The following is a 19093-nucleotide window of genomic DNA, read 5'->3' as shown; positions in this document are numbered from 1 at the left end:
CGATTCGAGCGTAAAGGCAGGTAAAGACCGATCATTTTTCGATCGATAGCGCTATAATCGGTGGCCGACCCGAACCAACAATAAGCAGTACAGTGTCAAATACCCCAGCCCCCCACAGTCGACTTCTCCTGGCCTCCGGCTCGCCGCGCCGCGCGGAACTGCTGGCGCAGCTCGGTGTGCCTTTTACCAGCCGTGCTCCCTCGGTGCCGGAATCGCAGGGCGCGGACGAGAGGGCTCGCGACTATGTCTCGCGCCTGGCGCGGAGCAAGGCCGCGGCCGGGCTGGAATTGGCCGCTGGGCCCGCCGATGGCCTCTGGGCCCTGGGCGCCGACACACTGGTACTGGCTGGTACTCGCGTGCTGGAAAAGCCGCGGGACTTCGCCGATTTTGAATCCATGATGCACTCCCTGTCCGGCGGCGAGCACGCGGTACTGACTGCCGTCTGCCTGCGCGGCGACGGGCGCCAGTTCGAGCAGCTGGTGGAAACCCGGGTGCGTTTCCGTCATCTCAACAGGCAGTTGATCGAGGCCTACTGGCGCACCGGCGAACCTGCCGACAAGGCCGGTGGTTACGGCATCCAGGGCTTTGGAGCGGCGCTGGTGGAATCCATCAGCGGTAGCTACAGCAATGTGGTGGGCCTGCCGCTGGAAGCGCTGGTGTCGATGCTGGAGAAAGCGGCGATTCCCTACTGGACGACGCAGGCGACAGCCCTGAGCGGGGATAAAACAGCCCTGAACGGGGATGAAACGGCCCCGGGCGGGAGGGACCAAGCGTGAGCGAAGAACTGCTGATCAACGTCGCGCCCATGGAAACCCGCGTCGCGCTGGTGGAGAACGGCGTGCTGCAGGAAGTCTACCTGGAACGCAGCGCCCGCCGCGGTATCGTCGGCAATATCTACAAGGGCAAGGTGGTGCGCGTGCTGCCGGGCATGCAGGCGGCGTTTGTCGATATCGGTCTGGAGCGGGCCGGTTTTATCCACGCCTCGGATATCGCGCCGCTGGACGAGGAGGGCATGGAGTCCCGCGAGCCGGCGGAAGTGGCGGATATCCGCGCGCTGGTGCGCGAGGGGCAGTCGCTGGTGGTGCAGGTGGTCAAGGACCCGATCAGCAGCAAGGGCGCCCGCCTGACCACGCACCTGTCGGTCTCTGCCCGCTATCTGGTCTATATGCCGCAGACGCGCCATATTGGCATTTCCAACCGCATTGAGGACGGCGGCGAGCGCGAACGCCTGCGTGAACTGGTGGAACAGGCCGCGGCCACCCTGGAGGGCGAGGGACAGAGCGGCGACGGCGGTTTCATCCTGCGCACCGTGGCTGAGGGTGTCAGCGAGGACGAGCTCCTGCGCGATATCCCCTTCCTGTACAAACTCTGGAGCGAACTCGAAAACCGTATCAAGTCGCGTCCGCTACCGTCGGTGATCTACGAGGACCTGCCGCTGTTCATGCGCGCGTTGCGCGACCTGGCGCGGCCGCACACGGAGAAGATCCGCATCGATTCCCGCGAGGCCCACGGCCATGCGGCGGAGTTTGCCGGCAAGTATGCGCCGGAGATTGCCGGGCGCCTGGAACACTATCCCGGCGAGCGGCCGCTGTTCGATCTCTACGGTGTCGAGGAGGAGATCCACAAGGCGCTGCACAACAAGGTCACGCTGAAATCCGGCGGCTACCTGATCGTCGAGCAGACCGAGGCCATGAGCACCATCGACGTGAATACCGGCGCCTTCGTCGGCCACCGCAACCTCGAAGAAACCATATTCAAGACCAACCTCGAGGCGGCCACCTCCATCGCCCGCCAGCTGCGCCTGCGCAACCTGGGTGGCATCATCATCATCGACTTCATCGATATGAAGGATACCGAGCACCAGCGCCAGGTGCTGCGCACCCTGGAGAAGACGCTGGATCGGGACCACGCCAAGACCAGCATTACCGGCGTGTCCGAGCTGGGGCTGGTGGAAATGACCCGCAAGCGCACACGGGAATCCCTGGGCCAGTTCCTGTGCGAACCCTGCCCGGTGTGCGGCGGGCGCGGCACCCTGAAGAGCCCGGAGACCGCCTGCTACGAGATATTCCGCGAGACCATTCGCGAGGCGCGGGCCTACGACAGCGAAAAGATCATGGTGCTCGCCAGCCAGGTGGTGATCGACCTGCTGCTGGACGAGGAATCGGCCAACGTGGCCGATCTGGAGGAGTTTATCGGGCGGCCGATCCAGTTCCAGGTGGAGCCCATCTACAACCAGGAGCAGTACGACATTGTTCTGGTCTGACGTCTGCAAATTTGCCGATCGCCGGCCGCGGGTATCGCGGACGGCGTCGCTGCGCGCCTGCGGGGGGCCCTGGTGATGGGGGCACTGCGCTGGCTCGCGCGCAAATTCTGGCTGCTGGCCGTGATCCTGGTCATCTGCCTCGCCATCCTGGTGCAGACCGGCCGCATGCTGTCGCCGCTGGTGGAGGACTACCGGCCGCAGATCAGCGGTTGGCTCTCGGAGCGCCTGGGCGTGCCGGTGCAGATGGAGCGGCTGTCGCTGCGCTGGCAGGCGCTGGAAGTGGCGCTGCGGCTGGACGAGCTGCGCCTGGGAGAGGGCGGCGAAGTGCATATGGGCTACGGCCTGTTTCACCTGGATCTGCTCGCCAGCCTGTGGAACCGCGAACTGGTGTGGAAAAACCTGCAGGTGCGGGATTTTTCCGCCGAACTGAGCCGCACCGAAAACGGCGGCTGGCATATCGAGGGCTTTCCCCCCGGGGCGGAAACCGCGCCGGAAGAAAAAGGCGCCGCCAGTGGGCGTCTCGGCGACCCGGCGCGCATCTTCCAGCTGGGCCCCAGGGTCCAGGTGCGCAACGCCAGTATCCGGCTGCGTCTCGCCGACGGCGAGAGCGCGGAGATGAACCTGCCGCAGATCCAACTGGAAAACGCCGGCGGCTTCCACCGCCTCACCGCCCGCGCCTTCATCGCCCCCGGCGTTGCCGTCGGCCAGGTGACGCCAGGGCAGGGCGAGACGCTGCGCCTGGTGCTGGAGGGGCGCGGCAACCCGCGCGACCGCGACGACTTTTCCCTGGACGGCTATGTGCAGCTCAACGACCTGCTGGTGGACGCGGACACCATCGCGCTGCTGCACCAACTGACACCGCTGCCGGATAAATACCACTGGCGCGGCCGCAAGATGGCCCGCGGCAGCCTCTGGCTGCACAGCGATAGCGACAGCGGCTACCGGCTGCGCGGCCGCCTCAACCTCGCCCAGGTGGCGGCAGAGGCCGGACCGGAGAAGCCGGACGAAGGGGAAGGCGGGGAGGAAAAAGCCGAGCCATCGTTGCTCGGGCCCCTGCGGGACCTGTCCGGGGATCTCTCCGGTCGCTGGCAGCCCGGCGGCAGTTGGCGGCTGGCGCTGCAGAATATCCAACTGGACTGGCGCGACCTGCCGGTGCCGCCACTTAACCTGCAGGCGCGCAGCAGTGCGCAGAGTGGCCTGCAGCTCGCAGTGGACAGTATCGAGCTGGGCGCCTGGAGCCGGATCCTGGAGCGGGTGGCACTGCTGGAAGGCCCAGCGGACGAGTGGCTGCGCGCCCTGAAGCCGTCCGGTCGCCTCGAGCGGGTGCAGTTTGTCCGGGACGCCGATGGCGACATCGCGCTGAGCGCCAACCTGCGCGACCTGACGGCCGCCGCCCACCGCGGTGCCCCCGCGGTGCAGGGGTTGAATGGTTACCTGGAAATGCGTGGTCGCGACGGTTTCCTGCAATTGGACGGCGGCGATGGCCTCCGTGTCCGTTTCCCCAAACTGTATGAAGATGCGTTTGAATTTGCCCGCGCCGGCGGTACCGTCGCCTGGCAGGTGGATCGCGAAAACAACGCCGTGGAGGTCCACTCCGGCCCGCTGAGGTTGACTGGCGAACTGGGCGATATCAGCGGCCAGTTCCTGTTGCAGCTGCCCTTCATACCCCGTACCCGCCCGGCCGAGTTCACCCTGGCGCTGGGGCTGCGCGATGCGCCCGTCTCCGCCCAGGGGCAATTGGTGCCTTTCACCGTCGGCGACGATCTGCGCCGCTGGCTGTCGGACGGCCTGGGCAGCGACAACCCGGGCCGGGTATCGCGCGCCGGTTTCGTCTACCGCGGCAGCCACTACCGCGAGGGTGAGGATCCCGAATTCCTGGCCCTGGGGGACCATCCCGAGCGGCAGACGGTGCAGCTGACGGCGGATGTGACCGACGGCGCGCTGGACTATGCCCCCGGCTGGCCGGCAGCGCGGGATGTCGACGCGCGCCTGCTGGTCAACGATCGCAATGTGCTGGTCAACGCCGAGGCGGCGAAACTGTGGAATATCGATGCCCGGGATATCGAGGTAGGCGTGACTCCCAGCCCCGCGGGCGACGGCTCCCTGTTGGGCGTGCGCGCTCGCCTGGAGGGGCCGGCAGCGGATGGCCTGAAGCTGCTGCGCGAGTCGCCGCTGCGCGAGCGGCTGGGCGGCGCCTTCGACGACTGGCAGTTGGACGGCCACATCAATGGCGACCTGACACTGTCCCAGCCACTGGGCGGCGCCGAGCTGCCGAAGCGCCAGAGCGTCGAGCTGGACCTGCGGGGTGGCCACCTGCGCCTCGACAATCTGCGCCTGGATATCGACGGCCTGAACGGGCGCGTGCACTACGACAGCGACAATGGCCTGGCTGGTACCCGATTGAACGGCGAGCTCTGGGAGCGTCGCCTGCAGGCGCGTATCGAGCATATCGGCGAGGGTGAAGAGCGCGACACCCAGGTCATCATTGACGGCAGCAACAGCATCGACGCGGTACAGGACTGGAGTGGCCGCCCCGAGCTGGCCTGGCTGGACGGTGTCTTCGACTATCGGGCACTGGTGACGATTCCCGCGCCCGGCAGGGAAAAACCCTATTCGGCCGTCTTCGAAATGACATCCGACCTGGAGGGTGTCGAAGTCGACCTGCCGGCGCCGCTGGGCAAGGTGGCGGACGAAAAAAGCCGCTATGTGCTGCGGGTGCCGATCGGCGAGCAGGGCAGCCTGTTCAATCTCAGTTACGGCGAGCACCTGCAGGGCCAGTTCTGGCAGGTGGACGGTGTCGTGGACCGGGCCGCTATCGCGCTCAATGCCGAGGCCGGGTTGCCGCAAGAGCGGGGTCTGGCGATCACCGGCGATCTGTCCCAGATCGATCTGCCGCGCTGGCGCGAGCTGCTGCAGGTTTTCGGGGAGCAGAAGAATGGGAGCGACGACAACGGCGGTGTCGCCGCCGCGGATCTCGGCAAGTCGTTGCCGATCAGGCTGGACCTGAGTACCGACCGGCTGCGGCTGGGGGCGACGGATATCGAGCATATCCACATTCGCGGCCGCGGCCTGGGGCCGGACTGGCGCTTGCAGTTCGACAGCGAGATGGCAGCGGGCACCGTGAGCGGCGTTATGGACGGGGCCGAACCGCTGCAGATGGATCTCAGCCACCTGCAATTGCCGGCGCGCGAGCCGCCCGGCGAGTCCCCGGCAGAGGGGGAGACCGAAGCAGACGCCGATCCCTGGGCGGGTTTCGACTTCACCCAGTTGCCGCAGGTGGATTTCAGTACCGACAGCCTGCGTGTCGGCGAAGAGGATTTGGGCCGCTGGTCCTTCCGCCTGCAGCCGTCGGCGTCGCGGCTGGTGATCAGCGATATTCGCGGCGCCGCGCGAGGCGTGCGAGTGAAGGGCCGCGGTCGCGACAATGACTTGGGCGCGCAGCTGGTCTGGCGTCGCGATGAGCAGGGCACCGAGTCCTCGCAGTTCATCGGTCGCCTGCTGGCGGACGACCTGGCCGCTGTACAGCGGGCCTGGGGACAGGAGCCGGCGATCGAGAGCGAGTCGGCCATTTTCGATACGGCGCTGCATTGGGATGGCTCGCCGGCGCAGGTAGCGGCGGACCAGTTGTCCGGGGAACTGAAGATCGACATTCGCGACGGCCGCTTCCTGCGCGCCACCGACAGTGCCGGTTCCGCGCTGCTGCGCCTGCTGTCGCTGTTCAATTTCGACACCTGGGCACGCCGCCTGCGGCTGGATTTCTCCGATCTTTACCAGAACGGCATGGCCTTCGATCGGGTGAGCGGCGAAGTCTATTTCGAGGGCGATGGCCGGTTGTTGATTGCGGTGCCGATCCAGGTGGAGGGGCCCACCAGTGAGCTGCAGATGGCCGGGCGGGTCAATCTGAAACGCGAGGACCTGAACCTGACGCTGGTGGCAACGCTGCCGGTGGGCAACAACCTGGCACTGGTGGCGGCGCTGGCCGGTGGCCTGCCGGCGGCGGCCGGGGTCTACCTGATCAGTAAGGCGTTCAAGAAGCAGGTGGACAATATGGCCAGTGTCAGTTACCGCATCAGCGGCAACTGGGAGGAGCCGCAGGTACGCTTCGACAAGCTGTTCGACGGCGATGGCGCCCAGCGACAGGGTTCCGAGGCGGAGGCCCGTCGGCAGCCGCCGCCAGACGAAGAGTCACGGGCGCCGACTGAAGTCTCTGGCAGTCGGCCGGAGCGGGAATCGAGTGCTGCGCCGGCGGCCGGCGGGCAGTGATCGCGAATCCGGGGCAGACGGGCGCGGCTGCGAACCGATCGCCAGTTCCGGTTTTTTCGTCGACCGATCCCGTGTCGGGTATTGCAAAAACCGAATGATTATTCGATATTAGACCTGTCTGCGGTCGGCCCGACCGTGTACGAGATGTAAAACAATAATCAAACAGAGGTCCGTGCAGATGTCCGAGGTGGCCACTTTGGCAGGGTTCCCTGTCAACCGTTATTTGCTCTTCCGGGTATTCAAATACGCTGTCTACCTGTTGCTGGCGTACAATGTTTACGCCTTCTTCGTAGAAAATCACGCCGCCGCCGGTGCAGTCTTTGCCGACGGCGTACAGCTCGGCAAGGTGATCGAGGCTTACAACGATTCCATCGACACCCTGGCCTGGGTGCTGTTGCTGCTGGTATTCGAGCTGGAGACCTTTGTCCTCGCGGACGAAAAGATCCGCGGCTGGGTCAAGTGGTCGCTGAATGCCGTTTCCGCTTTCTGTTATGTCTTCATCATTTACTCTTTCTACGGCTATGTGGCGGAGATGGTGTATCTCACCGATCTGGCGCCGATGGCGCAGAGCGCCTGTGAGCTGGCGGCCAGCGGTGACTGGAAGCTGGTGCTCGAGCAGGACGACTATGTGCCACTGACGGCGCAGAGTTGCGCGGCCCTGGGGGATGCGCAGATGCTGCGGCCGGCGGACGCCAAGATCGTCGGCGACGCGGCGACCTGGGGCGAGATCAGGTGGCTGGCCTGGACCGATGTGATCAACGCCGGCACCTGGCTGGTGGTGGTGTTCCTGCTGGCGTTCGAGGTGTGGCTGCAGCTCCGTCACGAGCTGTCCGACAAGATCATGCGCTACGGCCAGATCGTCAAGGTACTGCTGTATTCCACCCTGCTGCTATGTGCCATCTACTGGGGCGTCAATGGCAGCTTCCTGGATTTCTGGGACGCCTTCCTGTGGCTGGTGGCCTTCTTCTTCATCGAAATGAACCTGTTCGAGTGGCAGGCTGAGACGGCTGCTGAATAAGTTGGGGAGCGGCAGGGCGGAACCTTTGGGGTCGCCCTGTTTATTTGTGGCACTCAGACCTCGATCTGGTGCCTTTAAGCCAACCCCGTGGCGGCCCTGCTACCGGGAGCTACTTGTGGGACACGCCGTGTATACGTCCCTGTAGGCTTGTCCGCGAGGTCCCTCTCGCGGACAGTCCCACAAGTAGCTCCCGGTATCAGGGCCTTCGCATCGACTCCACTATTCTTTTCACGCTCTGGTTCAAGGCCCGATAANGGCCTCTTGTGTGCTCCCGGTAGCCGGGCCTTTACATCAACCTCAGTGGTCTTATCGAGCTATCTACCTGAGCCAGATAGAAATCTAAAGTCGATGCGAAGGTCCTGCTGCCGGGGAAGGGTTTCGGGACTGTCTGCGAGAGGGACCTCGCAGACAAGCCTCCAGGGATGGATTCACGGCGTGTCCCGAAACCCTTCCCCGGCAGCAGGGCCGCCTCTGAACCAGCTTAATAGCACCAGATCGACGTCTGGGAGCCACAAACACAAAGGCCGAGTACAGGGCTCGCGCCAGGTTCAGGATGCTTCCTGTATAAAAAAATCTCTCAGAAAGCGGAACAGCTTGCGCTGATTGGTGGGCGGCTTCTCAGTTTTGATTTCTTTTTGCGAATTGCGGATCAACTGTCGCAGTTGCTGGTGGTCTGCCTGCGGGTAACGGTCGAAAAAGTCGCTCTGGGCCGCCTTTCCCTCTTCCAGCAGCCGCTTGCGCCACTCCTCGGCCATTCTGTCGAAGCGCAGGTGCTGCTGGTCGCGCTCCCTGAATTTTTCCAGCGCACTTTCGATGGCCTCGGCGTCGGCGCCGCGCATCAGCTTGCCGATATACTGCATCTGGCGGCGGCGCGCCTCGTGGGATTTTATCCGGTGCAGGGTTTCAATCGCCTCGCGCAGGTCATCGTCCAGTGGCACTTCGGCGAATTGGGCGCGGCTCAATTCGGTGAGCTGTTTGCCCAGCTCCTGCAGCTCGTGCATTTCCCTTTTTGCCTGCGTCTTGCTTTTCGGCAGATCTTCGTCGAAACCGTCAAACTCGTCCATTCATCATTCCACATTAAGCAAAATACAAGGTGGCCAGGCCGAGGAAGGACATAAAGCCTACCACGTCGGTGACCGTGGTCAGGGCCACGCCGCCGGCCAGTGCCGGATCGATACGCAGGGCCCGCAGCAGGACCGGCAGTATGGCCCCGGCGATGGCGGCCGTGACCAGATTGATCATCATCGCCGCGACAATGATCCAGGCGATATGGCTGTCGCCGAACCAGAAGGCGGCGACGCCGCCGATGACCGCGGACCACAGCAGTGCGTTGAGTGCCCCCGAGCCCAGTTCGCGGGACAGCAGCCAGCTCAGGTTGCTGCGGCCGATCTGTCCCAAGGCCATGCCGCGGATCACCACGGTCAGTGTCTGGCTGCCGGCGACGCCGCCCATGCTGGCGACAATCGGCATCAGCACCGCCAGCGCCACCACCTTGTCCAGGGTGCCCTGGAAGAGGCTGATCACCCAGGAGGCGAGCAGTGCGGTCAGCAGGTTGATGCCCAGCCAGAGGGCGCGGCGTCGGGCGGTGCGGGGGATCGGTGCAAAGGTGTCCTCTTCCTCGTCGAGGCCGGCGAGGCTCATCAGCGAGTGGTCGGCATCCTCGCGGATCACGTCCACCACGTCGTCGATGGTGATGCGGCCCAGCAGGCGGTTGTTGTCGTCCACTACCGGCGCGGTGATCCAGTCGTACTTCTGGAACAGCCTGGCCACATCGGTGTCCGCCATATCCGCGGGGATCGGTTCCACGTCGGTGTTGACCACCTCGCGCACAGTGACGCCGGGATCGGTGGTGAGCAGCTTCGACAGCGGCAGCAGGCCGATATACTGCCCGCGTCGGTTGACTACGAACAGGCTGTCGGTGGATTCCGGCAATTGCGCGTGGCGACGCAGGTAGCGCAGCACTACATCCAGGGTCAGGTTGGGTCGCACGGACACGGTGTTCGTGTCCATCAGGCCGCCGGCGGTCTCCTCGTCGTAGGCGAGTACGCTCTCTACCCGCGAGCGGTCGGTCTCTTTCATCGCCGAGAGGACTTCGCCCATGACCCGCTCGGGCAGGTCCTGGAGTATGTCGGCGACGTCGTCGGCGTCCAGCCCCTCCATCACCGCCACCATTTCCTCGGTGTCCATGGTGGCGAGGATCTGGCTGCGCACCTTGTCGGTGAGTTCCTGCAGTACCTCGCCCTCGACCTCTTTGTCGATCAGCTTCCACAGTACCTGGCGGATGCGCGGCGGCGAGCTCTCCAGCAGTTGCGCGATACTCTGCGGAGTGAGGGTCTGCAGCATGCGCCGCACTTCGCGCCCGGTACCGCTGTCCAGCGCCGCGAACAGCTCACTGAGCTGGTTCTGGGTGCGGAGCTCGATTTCGGCAGGGGCTTGCTTGGGCACGGAGGGATCTCTAAATGCGGAGTGATGAATGCTGAATGATGAACACGCGATCCAAATTTTCAGTGTAGGCGCGGCCGTTGGCCGCGATCATACTCTGTGCATCGTCGGAAATCGATTGTGGCTAACGTCCGTTCCTTTAGCCGGATATTCATCATTCATCATTCGCCGTCACTCCGATTCGCCAAAGCGATCCGCCACCAGCTTGCTGACGGCATCCAGCGCGGCCTCTTCGTCGCTGCCGTCCACTTCCAGTTCCAGTTCGGTGCCCTTGCCGGCGGCCAGCAACATCAGGGCCATGACGCTCTTGCCGTCCACGGACTTGCCCCGGCAGTTTACCCTGATGTCGGCCGAGAAGCGTGCGCAGGTCTGGGCGAGCTTGCTGGCGGCGCGGGCGTGCAGGCCCAGTTTGTTGACGATCAGGAGGTGGCTCTTCTGCATGGGTCCATTCCGGCCGGGTTGGGTGGGGCTACTTCTGTTGTTCGCGGTGGCGCACCTGCACATTGTCGAACTGGTCGGCAAAGATTCCGGCGAGCTGTTCGACCATGTACACCGAGCGGTGGCGCCCGCCGGTGCAGCCGATAGAAATACAGGTATAGCTGCGGTTGCTCTGCTGGTAGGCGGGCAGCCAGCGGTCGAGGAAGCCGGCGATATCCCGTTCCATCTCGTCGGTCTGCGGATGGCTGCGCAGGTATTCGATCACTTCCGGATCCAGGCCGGTTTTGCCGCGCAGCTCCGCCACCCAGTAGGGGTTGGGCAGGCAGCGCAGGTCGAACACCAGGTCGGCGTCAACCGGCACGCCGTGCTTGAAGCCGAAGGACTGGAAGAGTATCGCCATGCCCGGCGATTCCTGGCCCACTACCCGGGTTTTCACCAGGTCGCGCAACTGGTGCAGGCTGAGGCTGCTGGTATCGATCACCAGGTCGGCCATGGCGGCCAGCGGGGCAAGCAGTTCCTTTTCCCGGTTCAGGGCTTCCAGCAGGTGGGTGCGATTGTCGGAGAGGGGATGTTTGCGGCGGGTTTCGCTAAAGCGCTGTACCAACACCGGTGAGCGCGCGTCCAGGTAGATCACATCGCACTGTACGCCGCTGCCGCGCAGTTCCTCGATCACCCGCGGCGCCTGCTGGACATCCTGCCAGAGGTTGCGCGCGTCTATGCCCAGGGCCAATTGGGGTGAGCTGTCCAGTGCGCTCCGGGTATCGTCCATCGGTGGTTGTTCGCGCACCCGCTTGACCAGTTCCGGCAACAGGCTGGCGGGGAGGTTGTCGATACAGTTGAAACCGACATCCTCCAGCAGTTGCAGGGCGGAACTCTTACCGGAACCGGAGCGGCCGCTGATAATCACTAGGCGCATAGGTGAGTGATCGGTAGTTGGTGTTCAATGTTTGGTGGCCAATGATAAGGGACTGGTGTTAAACCTGCACTCTCAGCATTCACTGACCACCGGTCACTAACCTCCGGCCGATGATCAGGCCGCCGCCGCACTGTCGATGGCCAGTGCATAGAGTTCGTCGCCGCTTTCGGCACGGCGCAGTTTTTCCCGTACGCGGCTGTCGGAGAAGAGGGCGGCGATTTCCGCCAGGGTGTCCAGGTGTTCCTGTTCCGAATCCTCCGGTACCAGCAGGGCGAACAGAAGGTCGACCGGCTGGCGGTCGGAGGCATCGAAGTCTACTGCGGGCTCGGTGGTGCAGAGCACGCCGATGGGCGCCTCGCAGCCGGGCAGGCGACAGTGGGGAATGGCCACACCTTCGCCGATACCGGTGGAACCGAGCCGTTCGCGGGCGATCAGCTGATTGAAAATGGTATCGGCGTCGAGCTGTGGATACTGTTCGTCAATGGCCTGGGCAATATTGAGCAGCAACTTCTTTTTGCTGCTCCCCGCCAGATGGCAGAGGCTCAGGCGGGGAGAAAGTAATGCTTCCAATGTCATAACTTATCGGTGCTTCTGCAACTTCTCTTTGTGCTTCTTGAGCTGACGATCCAGCTTGTCGGACACAGCGTCGATTGCCGCGTACATATCTTCGTCTTCGGAGCCAGCGACCAGGTCGTGGCCATTGATATGTACTCTGGCTTCGGCTTTCTGTACCAGTTTTTCGACGGAGAGAATTACCTGGGCAGTGGTAATGTTGTCGTAATGACGGGAGAGTTTTTCCAGCTTGCTTTCGCAATAATCGCGGATCGGTGGAGTCAGATCGAGGTGATGGCCACTGATATTGATCTGCATGGATTTCTCCTCTTCGGGTGCATGCGGTCTCGGCGGCACCCCCGTCAGGGCGGCAACCCTACTAGGAAGTTCGCCAGAATGGAAGGATACACTCAAAGTCTGGAGTTTGGTCGCCGGTTTGGTGGAAACCGGTGCCCTGAGGGTTTATGACCGGGTGACGATGTCGGGTCTAAAAACTGGAGTTTGGGGGCAGGCTGGGTTGCTTTCATGGCTGTCTCGCACCATTGGCCAGCCGGCGCGCACAGTCCCCGGTCACACCAACCGCTTGCGCTCGCTGGAAGAGGGAATGCCCATGGATTCCCGGTATTTGGCCACGGTGCGCCGCGCCACCTTGATACCCTGGTTGTCGAGCTCCCGGGTGATCTTGTTGTCGGACAGCGGCTTGCGCGGCTCCTCGCCGTCCACCAGCTTGCGGATCAGCGCGCGGATTGCGGTGGAGGAGGCGTCTTCGCCGGAGTCGGTACTGACGTGGCTGGAGAAGAAGTACTTGAGTTCGAAGACGCCGCGCGGGGTGAGCATGTACTTCTGGGTGGTGACCCGGGAGATGGTGGATTCGTGCATGCCGATGGTCTCGGCAATATCCGCCAGTACCATGGGGCGCATCGCCTCCGGCCCCAGTTCGAAGAATCCCTGCTGTTTTTCGACGATACAGGAGGCCACCTTGAGCAGGGTCTCGTTGCGGCTCTGCAGGCTCTTCAGGAACCAGCGCGCCTCCTGCAGGTTGTCGCGCAGGAAGTTGTTGTCGCTGGAATTGTCGGCGCGTTTGATCAGCGATGCGTAGTCGCCGTTGATGCGCAGTTTGGGGGTCGTCTCCGGGTTCAGTTCCACCAGCCAGCGTTGCTGGCGGCGGCTGACGATGATATCCGGCACCACATACTGGGGTTCCTCGCCGCCGAAAGCGTCGCCGGGGTGGGGATTCAGGGTTCGGATCAGCCGGATGGCTTCGCCCAGTTGGGCTTCGTTCAGGCGTGTACGGCGGCTCAACTGGCGAAAGTCGCGCTTGCCGAGCAGGTCCAGGTGGTGTTGCACAATGACCTGTGCCTGTTCCAGCCAGGGTGTTCCGGGCGGCAACTGCTGTAGCTGCAGCAGCAGGCACTCGCGCAGGTCGCGGGCGCCGCAGCCGGCGGGCTCGAACTGCTGGATGACCTTGAGTACCGCGAGGATCTCTTCCTCATCCACCTCCAGTGCCGGAGCCAGGTGCAGCGGGCAGGATTCCAGCAGGCCGCTGGGGGCGATACCGTCGATCAGGTTTTCGGCGATCAGTCTGTCTTGTGGCGACAGGGGACTGAGGTTGAGCTGCCAGCGCAGGTGGTCGCGCAGGCTGTCCGGGTTGGAGTTGTGTTGGTCGAGGGTGTATTCGTCGGCTTCGCCGCCGCTGTAGCTGCCGCCGCTGCCGTAGATGTCGTCCCAGCGTGTGTCCACCGGCAGGTCGTTGGGGATATCCCCGCTCCAGTCGCCATCGCCGGGCTGCTCGCTGCCGTTGGCCGTGTGCTGCTCTTGCGGCTGCGCAGCTTGCGTGTCCCGATCCCGGGGGGGCTCCGGCTGTTCTTCTCCGTCCACTTCCAGCAGGGGATTGCTGTCCAGGGCCGATTGTACTTCCTGTTGCAGATCCAGTGTGGAGAGCTGCAGCAGGCGGATGGCCTGTTGCAGCTGCGGCGTCATGGTCAGCTGTGTGCCGAGTTTTAACTGGAGAGACTGCTTCATGTCAGAGGGTGCAAAGCCAATTCGGCGGATGATTCGTCTGCATATCAAAGACGTTGCAGGCTAACCCTCTGTCGGGCTGATTACAAGCAATAAGTGTGCCGACTGTCAGTGCGGAATGCGAAGTGATGAATGCGGAATACGTGACTTGGCGCCGTACAGGGCCGAAATGGTGGGTCGCGCCTGGGCTTTCAGGGTGATGACTTGGCGGTCATGAGCGGGGTGGACATTTTCTGTCCGAATTGATGAAGTGCTTCCCTGTACTTCACTCGCTTGGCGGGCAGCCTTCGGCTGTTCAAATCTGCTCCTGGCAGATGTGTCCACGTCAGATCGTAAACTCGTGCCCCAGGTAGACTTCTCGCACCTGCTGGTTGTCCAGCACCTCGGCCGGGGTGCCGGAGGCGATGATATGGCCCTCGCTGACGATATAGGCGGTTTCGCAGATATCCAGGGTCTCGCGCACATTGTGGTCGGTGATCAGTACGCCGATGCCGCGCTCGCGCAGGTGGCGGACTATCTGTTTGATGTCGTTGACGGAGATGGGGTCGACGCCGGCAAAGGGTTCGTCCAGCAGTACGAATGCCGGGTCGGTGGCCAGGGCGCGGGCGATCTCCACACGGCGCCGCTCGCCGCCGGACAGGGCCATGCCGGGGCTGTTCTCGATGTGGGTGATGTTGAATTCGTTGAGCAATTCCTGGCACTGGGCCTTGCGCTGGGCGCGGGACAGGTCTTTGCGGGTCTCGAGGATGGCGAGGATGTTGTCGCGCACGGACAGGCGGCGGAACACCGATGCCTCCTGCGGCAGGTAGCCGATGCCCTTGCGGGCGCGGCCGTGCATCGGCAGGCAGGTGATGTCCTCGTCGTCGATCATCACCTGGCCGGCGTCCGCCTGGACCAGACCGGCGATCATGTAGAAACAGGTGGTCTTGCCGGCGCCGTTGGGACCCAGCAGGCCGACGATCTGGCCGCTGGTCACGCTGACGGATACGTCCTGTACGACCTTGCGCTTCTTGTACTGCTTGGCGAGATGTAACGCTTTCAGCGTGGGCATAGTGTGTTCCGAATTGGTTTCGAGCCCTGACTCGAGGTTGGCTTTGTGGCGGCCCCGCACCATTGGCAAGCTGGTGCCGGGCGGCCCTGCTGCCGGGAGCCGTTCACTCAACAGCCTGTCGGCAATCGTTTCCCGAACGGCTCCCGGCAGCAGGGTCTTTACATCCGGATCTGGTGTTCTTTTCGAGTCCCGGGCTACTGGTTCTGTCCTGTCTCGTCGGCCTGCTGTTCGCCGTTCCCCTTCTCCGGCTTCCAGATCATCTCCACGCGGCCGTCACCGGACTGCCCCTGGGCCTGCATCTGTTCGCTGCCGAGGTCGTAGTCGATCTTTTCGGCGGTCAGGGTGTTGCCGTCGCGGTCGACATGGGCCTCGCCGGTGAGGTGGAGTTCGTCCGAGGCGACGGTGAATTCGATCCGCCGGGCGCGGGCCTTGACGGGGTTCTGGCTCTGTTGCACCTGCTGCTGGAAGTGCGCCGGTTTGCCGGTGGCGATGACGCGGTCGATTTCGCCCTCTTCGCTGCCGTGCACTTCCACGCGGTCCGCGCGTATCTGCAGCGAGCCCTGGCTGATGACGACGTTGCCACTGTAGACGGAGAGGTTTTCGCCGCGGCTGGCCTCGAGTTTTTTTGCCTGCACCTTGATCGGCTGGTTGCGGTCGTCGGGCAGGGGGGCGGCCTGGGCGCTCAGCGCCAGGGCGATGACTGCGGCTAGGGGCCGCAGAAATTCAGTCGGTTTCATAGCTACTTTGTACCTCGGAGAGGATTTCTACCCGGTCTTCCTTCAGGTGAGCGCGCAGGCCCTTGCCCTGGGTGCGATTTGGGCCGGCAGTAATGGTAACAAGTTTGTCTGTCTCGGCGTATTCCTGGTGCGGCTTGATGGTGATGCTTTGAGTGTCCAGGCGGATGCCGCCCGGTTCCGGGAGTTCGTTGATCTCGACATCGCCCTTCAGTACCACGCGCTGGCCGTTGTTGTGTGCGACGCCGGTGCGGGATTCGGTGCGCCACCTGGGTTCGTCTTCCAGGTAGAAGAGTATACGCGGTTCGGTGAGATCGGCGCGGTCGCGGCGGGCAAACTGGAAGAAGGTGATGCGCTCGGCGTCCACGCGGTAGGCGAGGGTACCGCCGGTGTTGAAATGGCGCGTGCGGGCGTCGCGGATCACCAGGTCGGCGGCCCGGTTCTGTTGTTGCGGTGTGGGGCGCTTGCCCATCAGTTGTTGCGGTTCGCTTTCGGCAAACCAGAGCCCGGCGCTGATCAGCGCGACGACGATCACCATTGGCAGCCAGCTGCGCATCAGTGCTCTCCCTCACCGGGGGCAAGGTAGGGGGCGAGGGCGGCGTCGAAGCTGCCCTGAGCCTGCATGATGCGGTCGCAGACCTCGCGCACGGCGCCCTCGCCACCGCGGGTGTCGGTGATCCACAGGGCGCGTTCGCGCACTGGCGCTACGGCGTTGGGGACGGAGATGGGGCAGCCGATGCGGGTCATTACCAGCAGGTCGGGATAGTCGTCGCCGACGTAGGCGATATCCCCGAGGCGGCAGCTTTCGTCGCCGAGCAGTTCCTCGAGCGCGGCGAATTTGTCTTCGCGGCCCTGGATCAGCCGGCGGATACCCAGGTCGTGGGCGCGGCGCTCCACCACATTGCTGCGGCGCCCGGTGACGATGGCTACCTGCACGCCGGATTTCTGCAGCATCTTGATGCCGTGTCCGTCGAGGGTGTTGAACGTTTTCAGTTCGTTGCCGTTGTTGTCGAAAAAGAGGCGGCCGTCGGTGAGTACGCCGTCGACGTCCAGTACCAGCCAGCGGACCTTTTGCAGGGCCCGGTTCAGTTGTTCTTCTCTTGTCGTCACAGTTTTTCCTTAAGATATTCCTTTCGAGCCCAAGGACAGATACAAGGGTGCGCCGTGCGCACCGATGGATTCATGGTGTGCACGGCGCACTCCTGCTGGAGTCCCGGCCGTCAAATCACCCCGGCGCGCAGTATATCGTGCATATGCAGCAGGCCGATGGGGTGGCGCGTCTCGTCCTCGACCACCAGCGCGGTGATCTTGTTGTCTTCCATGATGCGCAGCGCCTCCGCGGCCAGGGTATCGGCGGAGACGGTTTTGGGGCGGCGGCTCATGACTTCTTCCATGGTCGCCCTGTCCAGTTCCACCTTGTGGTCGATTACCCGGCGCAGGTCGCCGTCGGTGAATACCCCCAGCAGGGTGCCCTGGCTGTCGACCACCGTGGTCATGCCGAAGCCCTTGCTGGTCATTTCCAGCAGCGCCTTGGACAGCAGGGTGTGGGGCTGGACCTGCGGCAGTTCGTTGCCGGCGTGCATCACATCTTCCACTTTCAGCAGCAGGCGCCGGCCCAGGGCGCCGCCGGGATGCGAGAAGGCGAAGTCCTCGGCGGTAAAGCCGCGCGCCTCGAGCAGGGCCACCGCCAGCGCGTCGCCCATGACCAGGGTCACGGTGGTGGAGGAGGTGGGGGCCAGGCCCAGCGGGCAGGCCTCGGTCTCCACGGAGATGTCCAGGTGCGCGTCGGCGGCCTGGGCCAGCGGCGAGTCCGCCTTGCCGGCCATGCTGACCATGGGGATGGCGAGGCGCTTCAGTAGCGGCAGCAGGGTCAGTACCTCGGCCGAGGAGCCGGAGTTGGAGATGGCGATCACCAGGTCGTCGCGGGTGATCATGCCCAGATCGCCATGGCTGGCCTCGCCCGGGTGCACAAAGAAGCTGGGAGTGCCAGTGCTCGCCAGGGTGGCGGCGATCTTGCGGCCGATATGGCCGGATTTCCCCATGCCGGTAACGATGGCGCGGCCGCGACACTGCAGGATCAGTTCGCAGGCGCGCTTGAATTCATCGTCGATGCGGCTTTCCAGCGCGGCGACGGCTTCGGTTTCCATCAATACGGTGCGTCGGCCCGCTTGCAGAGTTGGGTCCTGGGTCATGGAGTTTCTCTTGTCAGGTACTTATGGAGTGTAGAAATTCCCGCGAGTTCGCCGTCAGTGGTGAAACAACAGCCAGTAGTAGCCGCCGTAACAGGCCAGCAGCAGGGCTCCCAGTCGCCGGCCCAGGCGTGCGCCGACGGGGCGCCGCCAGAGGCTGGCGGAAATCGCCGCCACCAGCAGAAGCGTCAGGGCGAGCATGGCGAGGTAGTCGCGGGAGAAGACAGCGTCTTCCATCTCCACGGTGTGAATGATACCCGGCACGGACATGACCGCGAGGATATTGAACACATTGGAGCCGATGATATTGCCCAGGGCCAGGTCGTAGTGGCCGCGCAGGGCGCTGGCGATCGACGCCGCCAGCTCCGGCAGGCTGGTGCCGATGGCCACGACCGTGAGCCCGATGACCAGCGGGCTGACGCCAGCGGCCACGGCCAGGCGCTGCGCGCCCCAGACCAGGATCTCGGAGCTGGCCAGCAGGGCGGCGAGGCCCAGCAGGAACCAGCCGGCGGCGCGGATGCGGGTGTAGTCGCGGATTTCGACATCGTCTTCTTTCCCGCTGTGGTGTCGCTTCTTGTAGTGCACCGTAAGCCACAGCAGCGGTACCAGCAGGCCCAGCAGGACCAGGCTCTCGACCAGGGTGAGGCGCGCATCGCGCAACATGAAACCGGCCAGGGCTGTCACCACCAGCAGCAGCGGGATTTCCTGGCCGAGCAGGTGGCGCTGGGCGGGCAGCGGGGCGATCAGTGCGGTGGCGCCGAGGACCAGGCCGATATTGGCCAGGTTGGAGCCGAGCGCATTGCCCACCGCCAGTTCGCCGGCCCCTCTCATGCCGGCGCTGATGGCGACCATGATCTCGGGTGCGGAGGTGCCCAGTGAGACAATGGTGAGGCCGATCACCAGCCTGGAGAGCCCCAACTGGCGGGCGAGTGCCGCGCTGCCGGCGACAAAGCGGTCGGCGCTCCACACCAGTCCGGCAAATCCCGCCATCGCGGCCAGTGCCGCCAGCCAGACTTCCGACATGCTAACCTCTTCAGTAGGGAATCCAGCCCGGATACTGCGCCGGGCCGCTCGATACTCTCGGGTGCGACGGATCACTGCATGTTTGCGATGCACCGCCACACCGCCGGGCGCGGCCATGGTATAGTTTGCCGCCGCCGCTGTCAGCTCCATCGATTGAACGGAAGGTCGGGGGAAACCAGCGCGGT

General features: G+C 64.0%; 17 protein-coding genes. 4 read left to right on the top strand and 13 right to left on the bottom strand.

Annotated elements, in window-relative coordinates; all coding sequences use genetic code 11:
• Nucleotides 1-92 precede the first annotated feature (92 nt).
• The 4 genes from OQE62_RS01275 (at nucleotide 93) to OQE62_RS01260 (ending at nucleotide 7544) form a co-directional block, all read left to right on the top strand.
• Complete coding sequence (locus OQE62_RS01275; protein WP_265720170.1) at nucleotides 93-776, top strand: Maf family protein; 684 nt, start codon at nucleotides 93-95, stop codon at nucleotides 774-776.
• Nucleotides 773-2263, top strand: a complete 1491-nt coding sequence (gene rng / locus OQE62_RS01270; protein WP_265720169.1) for a ribonuclease G — start codon at nucleotides 773-775, stop codon at nucleotides 2261-2263. The genes OQE62_RS01275 and rng overlap by 4 nt, the downstream gene beginning before the upstream one ends.
• 75 nt (nucleotides 2264-2338) lie before the next feature.
• Complete coding sequence (locus OQE62_RS01265) at nucleotides 2339-6526, top strand: YhdP family protein (protein ID WP_265720323.1); 4188 nt, start codon at nucleotides 2339-2341, stop codon at nucleotides 6524-6526.
• 187 nt (nucleotides 6527-6713) lie between these two features.
• Nucleotides 6714-7544: a hypothetical protein gene (locus tag OQE62_RS01260; RefSeq protein ID WP_265720168.1), complete on the top strand. Its 831-nt coding sequence runs from the start codon at nucleotides 6714-6716 to the stop codon at nucleotides 7542-7544.
• A 548-nt stretch (nucleotides 7545-8092) separates the two neighbouring features.
• On the opposite strand, the gene yjgA is transcribed toward OQE62_RS01260, so the two are convergent.
• The 13 genes from yjgA to OQE62_RS01195 all read right to left on the bottom strand — a co-directional run bounded on the left by yjgA (nucleotide 8093) and on the right by OQE62_RS01195 (nucleotide 18908).
• Nucleotides 8093-8608, bottom strand: a complete 516-nt coding sequence (gene yjgA, locus OQE62_RS01255; RefSeq protein WP_265720167.1) for a ribosome biogenesis factor YjgA — start codon at nucleotides 8606-8608, stop codon at nucleotides 8093-8095.
• Nucleotides 8609-8621: 13 nt separating this feature from the next.
• Entirely contained in the window at nucleotides 8622-9989 is a 1368-nt protein-coding gene (gene mgtE / locus OQE62_RS01250; RefSeq protein WP_377535448.1) for a magnesium transporter, read from the bottom strand.
• 168 nt (nucleotides 9990-10157) lie between these two features.
• Entirely contained in the window at nucleotides 10158-10427 is a 270-nt protein-coding gene (locus OQE62_RS01245; protein WP_265720166.1) for an HPr family phosphocarrier protein, read from the bottom strand.
• 28 nt (nucleotides 10428-10455) lie between these two features.
• Nucleotides 10456-11340, bottom strand: a complete 885-nt coding sequence (gene rapZ / locus OQE62_RS01240) for an RNase adapter RapZ (protein ID WP_265720165.1) — start codon at nucleotides 11338-11340, stop codon at nucleotides 10456-10458.
• Nucleotides 11341-11454: 114 nt separating this feature from the next.
• Entirely contained in the window at nucleotides 11455-11916 is a 462-nt protein-coding gene (gene ptsN, locus OQE62_RS01235) for a PTS IIA-like nitrogen regulatory protein PtsN (RefSeq protein WP_265720164.1), read from the bottom strand.
• A gap of 3 nt (nucleotides 11917-11919) precedes the next feature.
• Nucleotides 11920-12210 (bottom strand): ribosome hibernation-promoting factor, HPF/YfiA family, encoded by a 291-nt coding sequence (hpf, locus tag OQE62_RS01230; RefSeq protein ID WP_265720163.1) that lies wholly within the window; start codon nucleotides 12208-12210, stop codon nucleotides 11920-11922.
• 252 nt (nucleotides 12211-12462) lie between these two features.
• On the bottom strand, nucleotides 12463-13914 hold the full coding sequence (locus OQE62_RS01225) for an RNA polymerase factor sigma-54 (RefSeq protein WP_265720162.1): 1452 nt from the start codon (nucleotides 13912-13914) through the stop codon (nucleotides 12463-12465).
• A 322-nt stretch (nucleotides 13915-14236) separates the two neighbouring features.
• Nucleotides 14237-14962, bottom strand: a complete 726-nt coding sequence (gene lptB / locus OQE62_RS01220) for an LPS export ABC transporter ATP-binding protein (RefSeq protein WP_265720161.1) — start codon at nucleotides 14960-14962, stop codon at nucleotides 14237-14239.
• A 194-nt stretch (nucleotides 14963-15156) separates the two neighbouring features.
• The gene (gene lptA / locus OQE62_RS01215) at nucleotides 15157-15699 is read right to left on the bottom strand and encodes a lipopolysaccharide transport periplasmic protein LptA (protein ID WP_265720160.1); all 543 of its coding nucleotides are present in this window, start codon (nucleotides 15697-15699) and stop codon (nucleotides 15157-15159) included.
• Nucleotides 15686-16252 carry an LPS export ABC transporter periplasmic protein LptC gene (gene lptC / locus OQE62_RS01210; protein ID WP_265720159.1) on the bottom strand — a complete coding sequence of 189 codons (567 nt, stop codon included), beginning with the start codon at nucleotides 16250-16252 and terminating at the stop codon, nucleotides 15686-15688. Before lptC ends, lptA begins: the two co-directional genes overlap by 14 nt.
• The gene (locus OQE62_RS01205; RefSeq protein WP_265720158.1) at nucleotides 16252-16806 is read right to left on the bottom strand and encodes a KdsC family phosphatase; all 555 of its coding nucleotides are present in this window, start codon (nucleotides 16804-16806) and stop codon (nucleotides 16252-16254) included. Before OQE62_RS01205 ends, lptC begins: the two co-directional genes overlap by 1 nt.
• 110 nt (nucleotides 16807-16916) lie before the next feature.
• Complete coding sequence (locus OQE62_RS01200; protein ID WP_265720157.1) at nucleotides 16917-17888, bottom strand: KpsF/GutQ family sugar-phosphate isomerase; 972 nt, start codon at nucleotides 17886-17888, stop codon at nucleotides 16917-16919.
• 54 nt (nucleotides 17889-17942) lie between these two features.
• Complete coding sequence (locus tag OQE62_RS01195; RefSeq protein WP_265720156.1) at nucleotides 17943-18908, bottom strand: calcium/sodium antiporter; 966 nt, start codon at nucleotides 18906-18908, stop codon at nucleotides 17943-17945.
• Nucleotides 18909-19093 lie beyond the last annotated feature (185 nt).

Source organism: Microbulbifer halophilus, from assembly GCF_026183675.1.
In the GTDB taxonomy this organism is placed as follows: domain Bacteria; phylum Pseudomonadota; class Gammaproteobacteria; order Pseudomonadales; family Cellvibrionaceae; genus Microbulbifer; species Microbulbifer halophilus.
The sequence above is the reverse complement of the archived record's forward strand: the minus strand, read 5'-3'. Positions and strand labels throughout refer to the sequence as shown.

Bases quoted from the DNA above. Each gene is read 5' to 3' on its own strand.
- lptC (WP_265720159.1), bottom strand. From the start codon at position 16,252: ATGCGCAGCTGGCTGCCAATGGTGATCGTCGTCGCGCTGATCAGCGCC.
- OQE62_RS01265 (WP_265720323.1), top strand. From the start codon at position 2,339: ATGGGGGCACTGCGCTGGCTCGCGCGCAAATTCTGGCTGCTGGCCGTG.
- OQE62_RS01195 (WP_265720156.1), bottom strand. From the start codon at position 18,908: ATGTCGGAAGTCTGGCTGGCGGCACTGGCCGCGATGGCGGGATTTGCC.
- rapZ (WP_265720165.1), bottom strand. From the start codon at position 11,340: ATGCGCCTAGTGATTATCAGCGGCCGCTCCGGTTCCGGTAAGAGTTCC.
- lptA (WP_265720160.1), bottom strand. From the start codon at position 15,699: ATGAAACCGACTGAATTTCTGCGGCCCCTAGCCGCAGTCATCGCCCTG.
- OQE62_RS01200 (WP_265720157.1), bottom strand. From the start codon at position 17,888: ATGACCCAGGACCCAACTCTGCAAGCGGGCCGACGCACCGTATTGATG.
- ptsN (WP_265720164.1), bottom strand. From the start codon at position 11,916: ATGACATTGGAAGCATTACTTTCTCCCCGCCTGAGCCTCTGCCATCTG.
- hpf (WP_265720163.1), bottom strand. From the start codon at position 12,210: ATGCAGATCAATATCAGTGGCCATCACCTCGATCTGACTCCACCGATC.
- yjgA (WP_265720167.1), bottom strand. From the start codon at position 8,608: ATGGACGAGTTTGACGGTTTCGACGAAGATCTGCCGAAAAGCAAGACG.
- lptB (WP_265720161.1), bottom strand. From the start codon at position 14,962: ATGCCCACGCTGAAAGCGTTACATCTCGCCAAGCAGTACAAGAAGCGC.
- OQE62_RS01245 (WP_265720166.1), bottom strand. From the start codon at position 10,427: ATGCAGAAGAGCCACCTCCTGATCGTCAACAAACTGGGCCTGCACGCC.
- OQE62_RS01225 (WP_265720162.1), bottom strand. From the start codon at position 13,914: ATGAAGCAGTCTCTCCAGTTAAAACTCGGCACACAGCTGACCATGACG.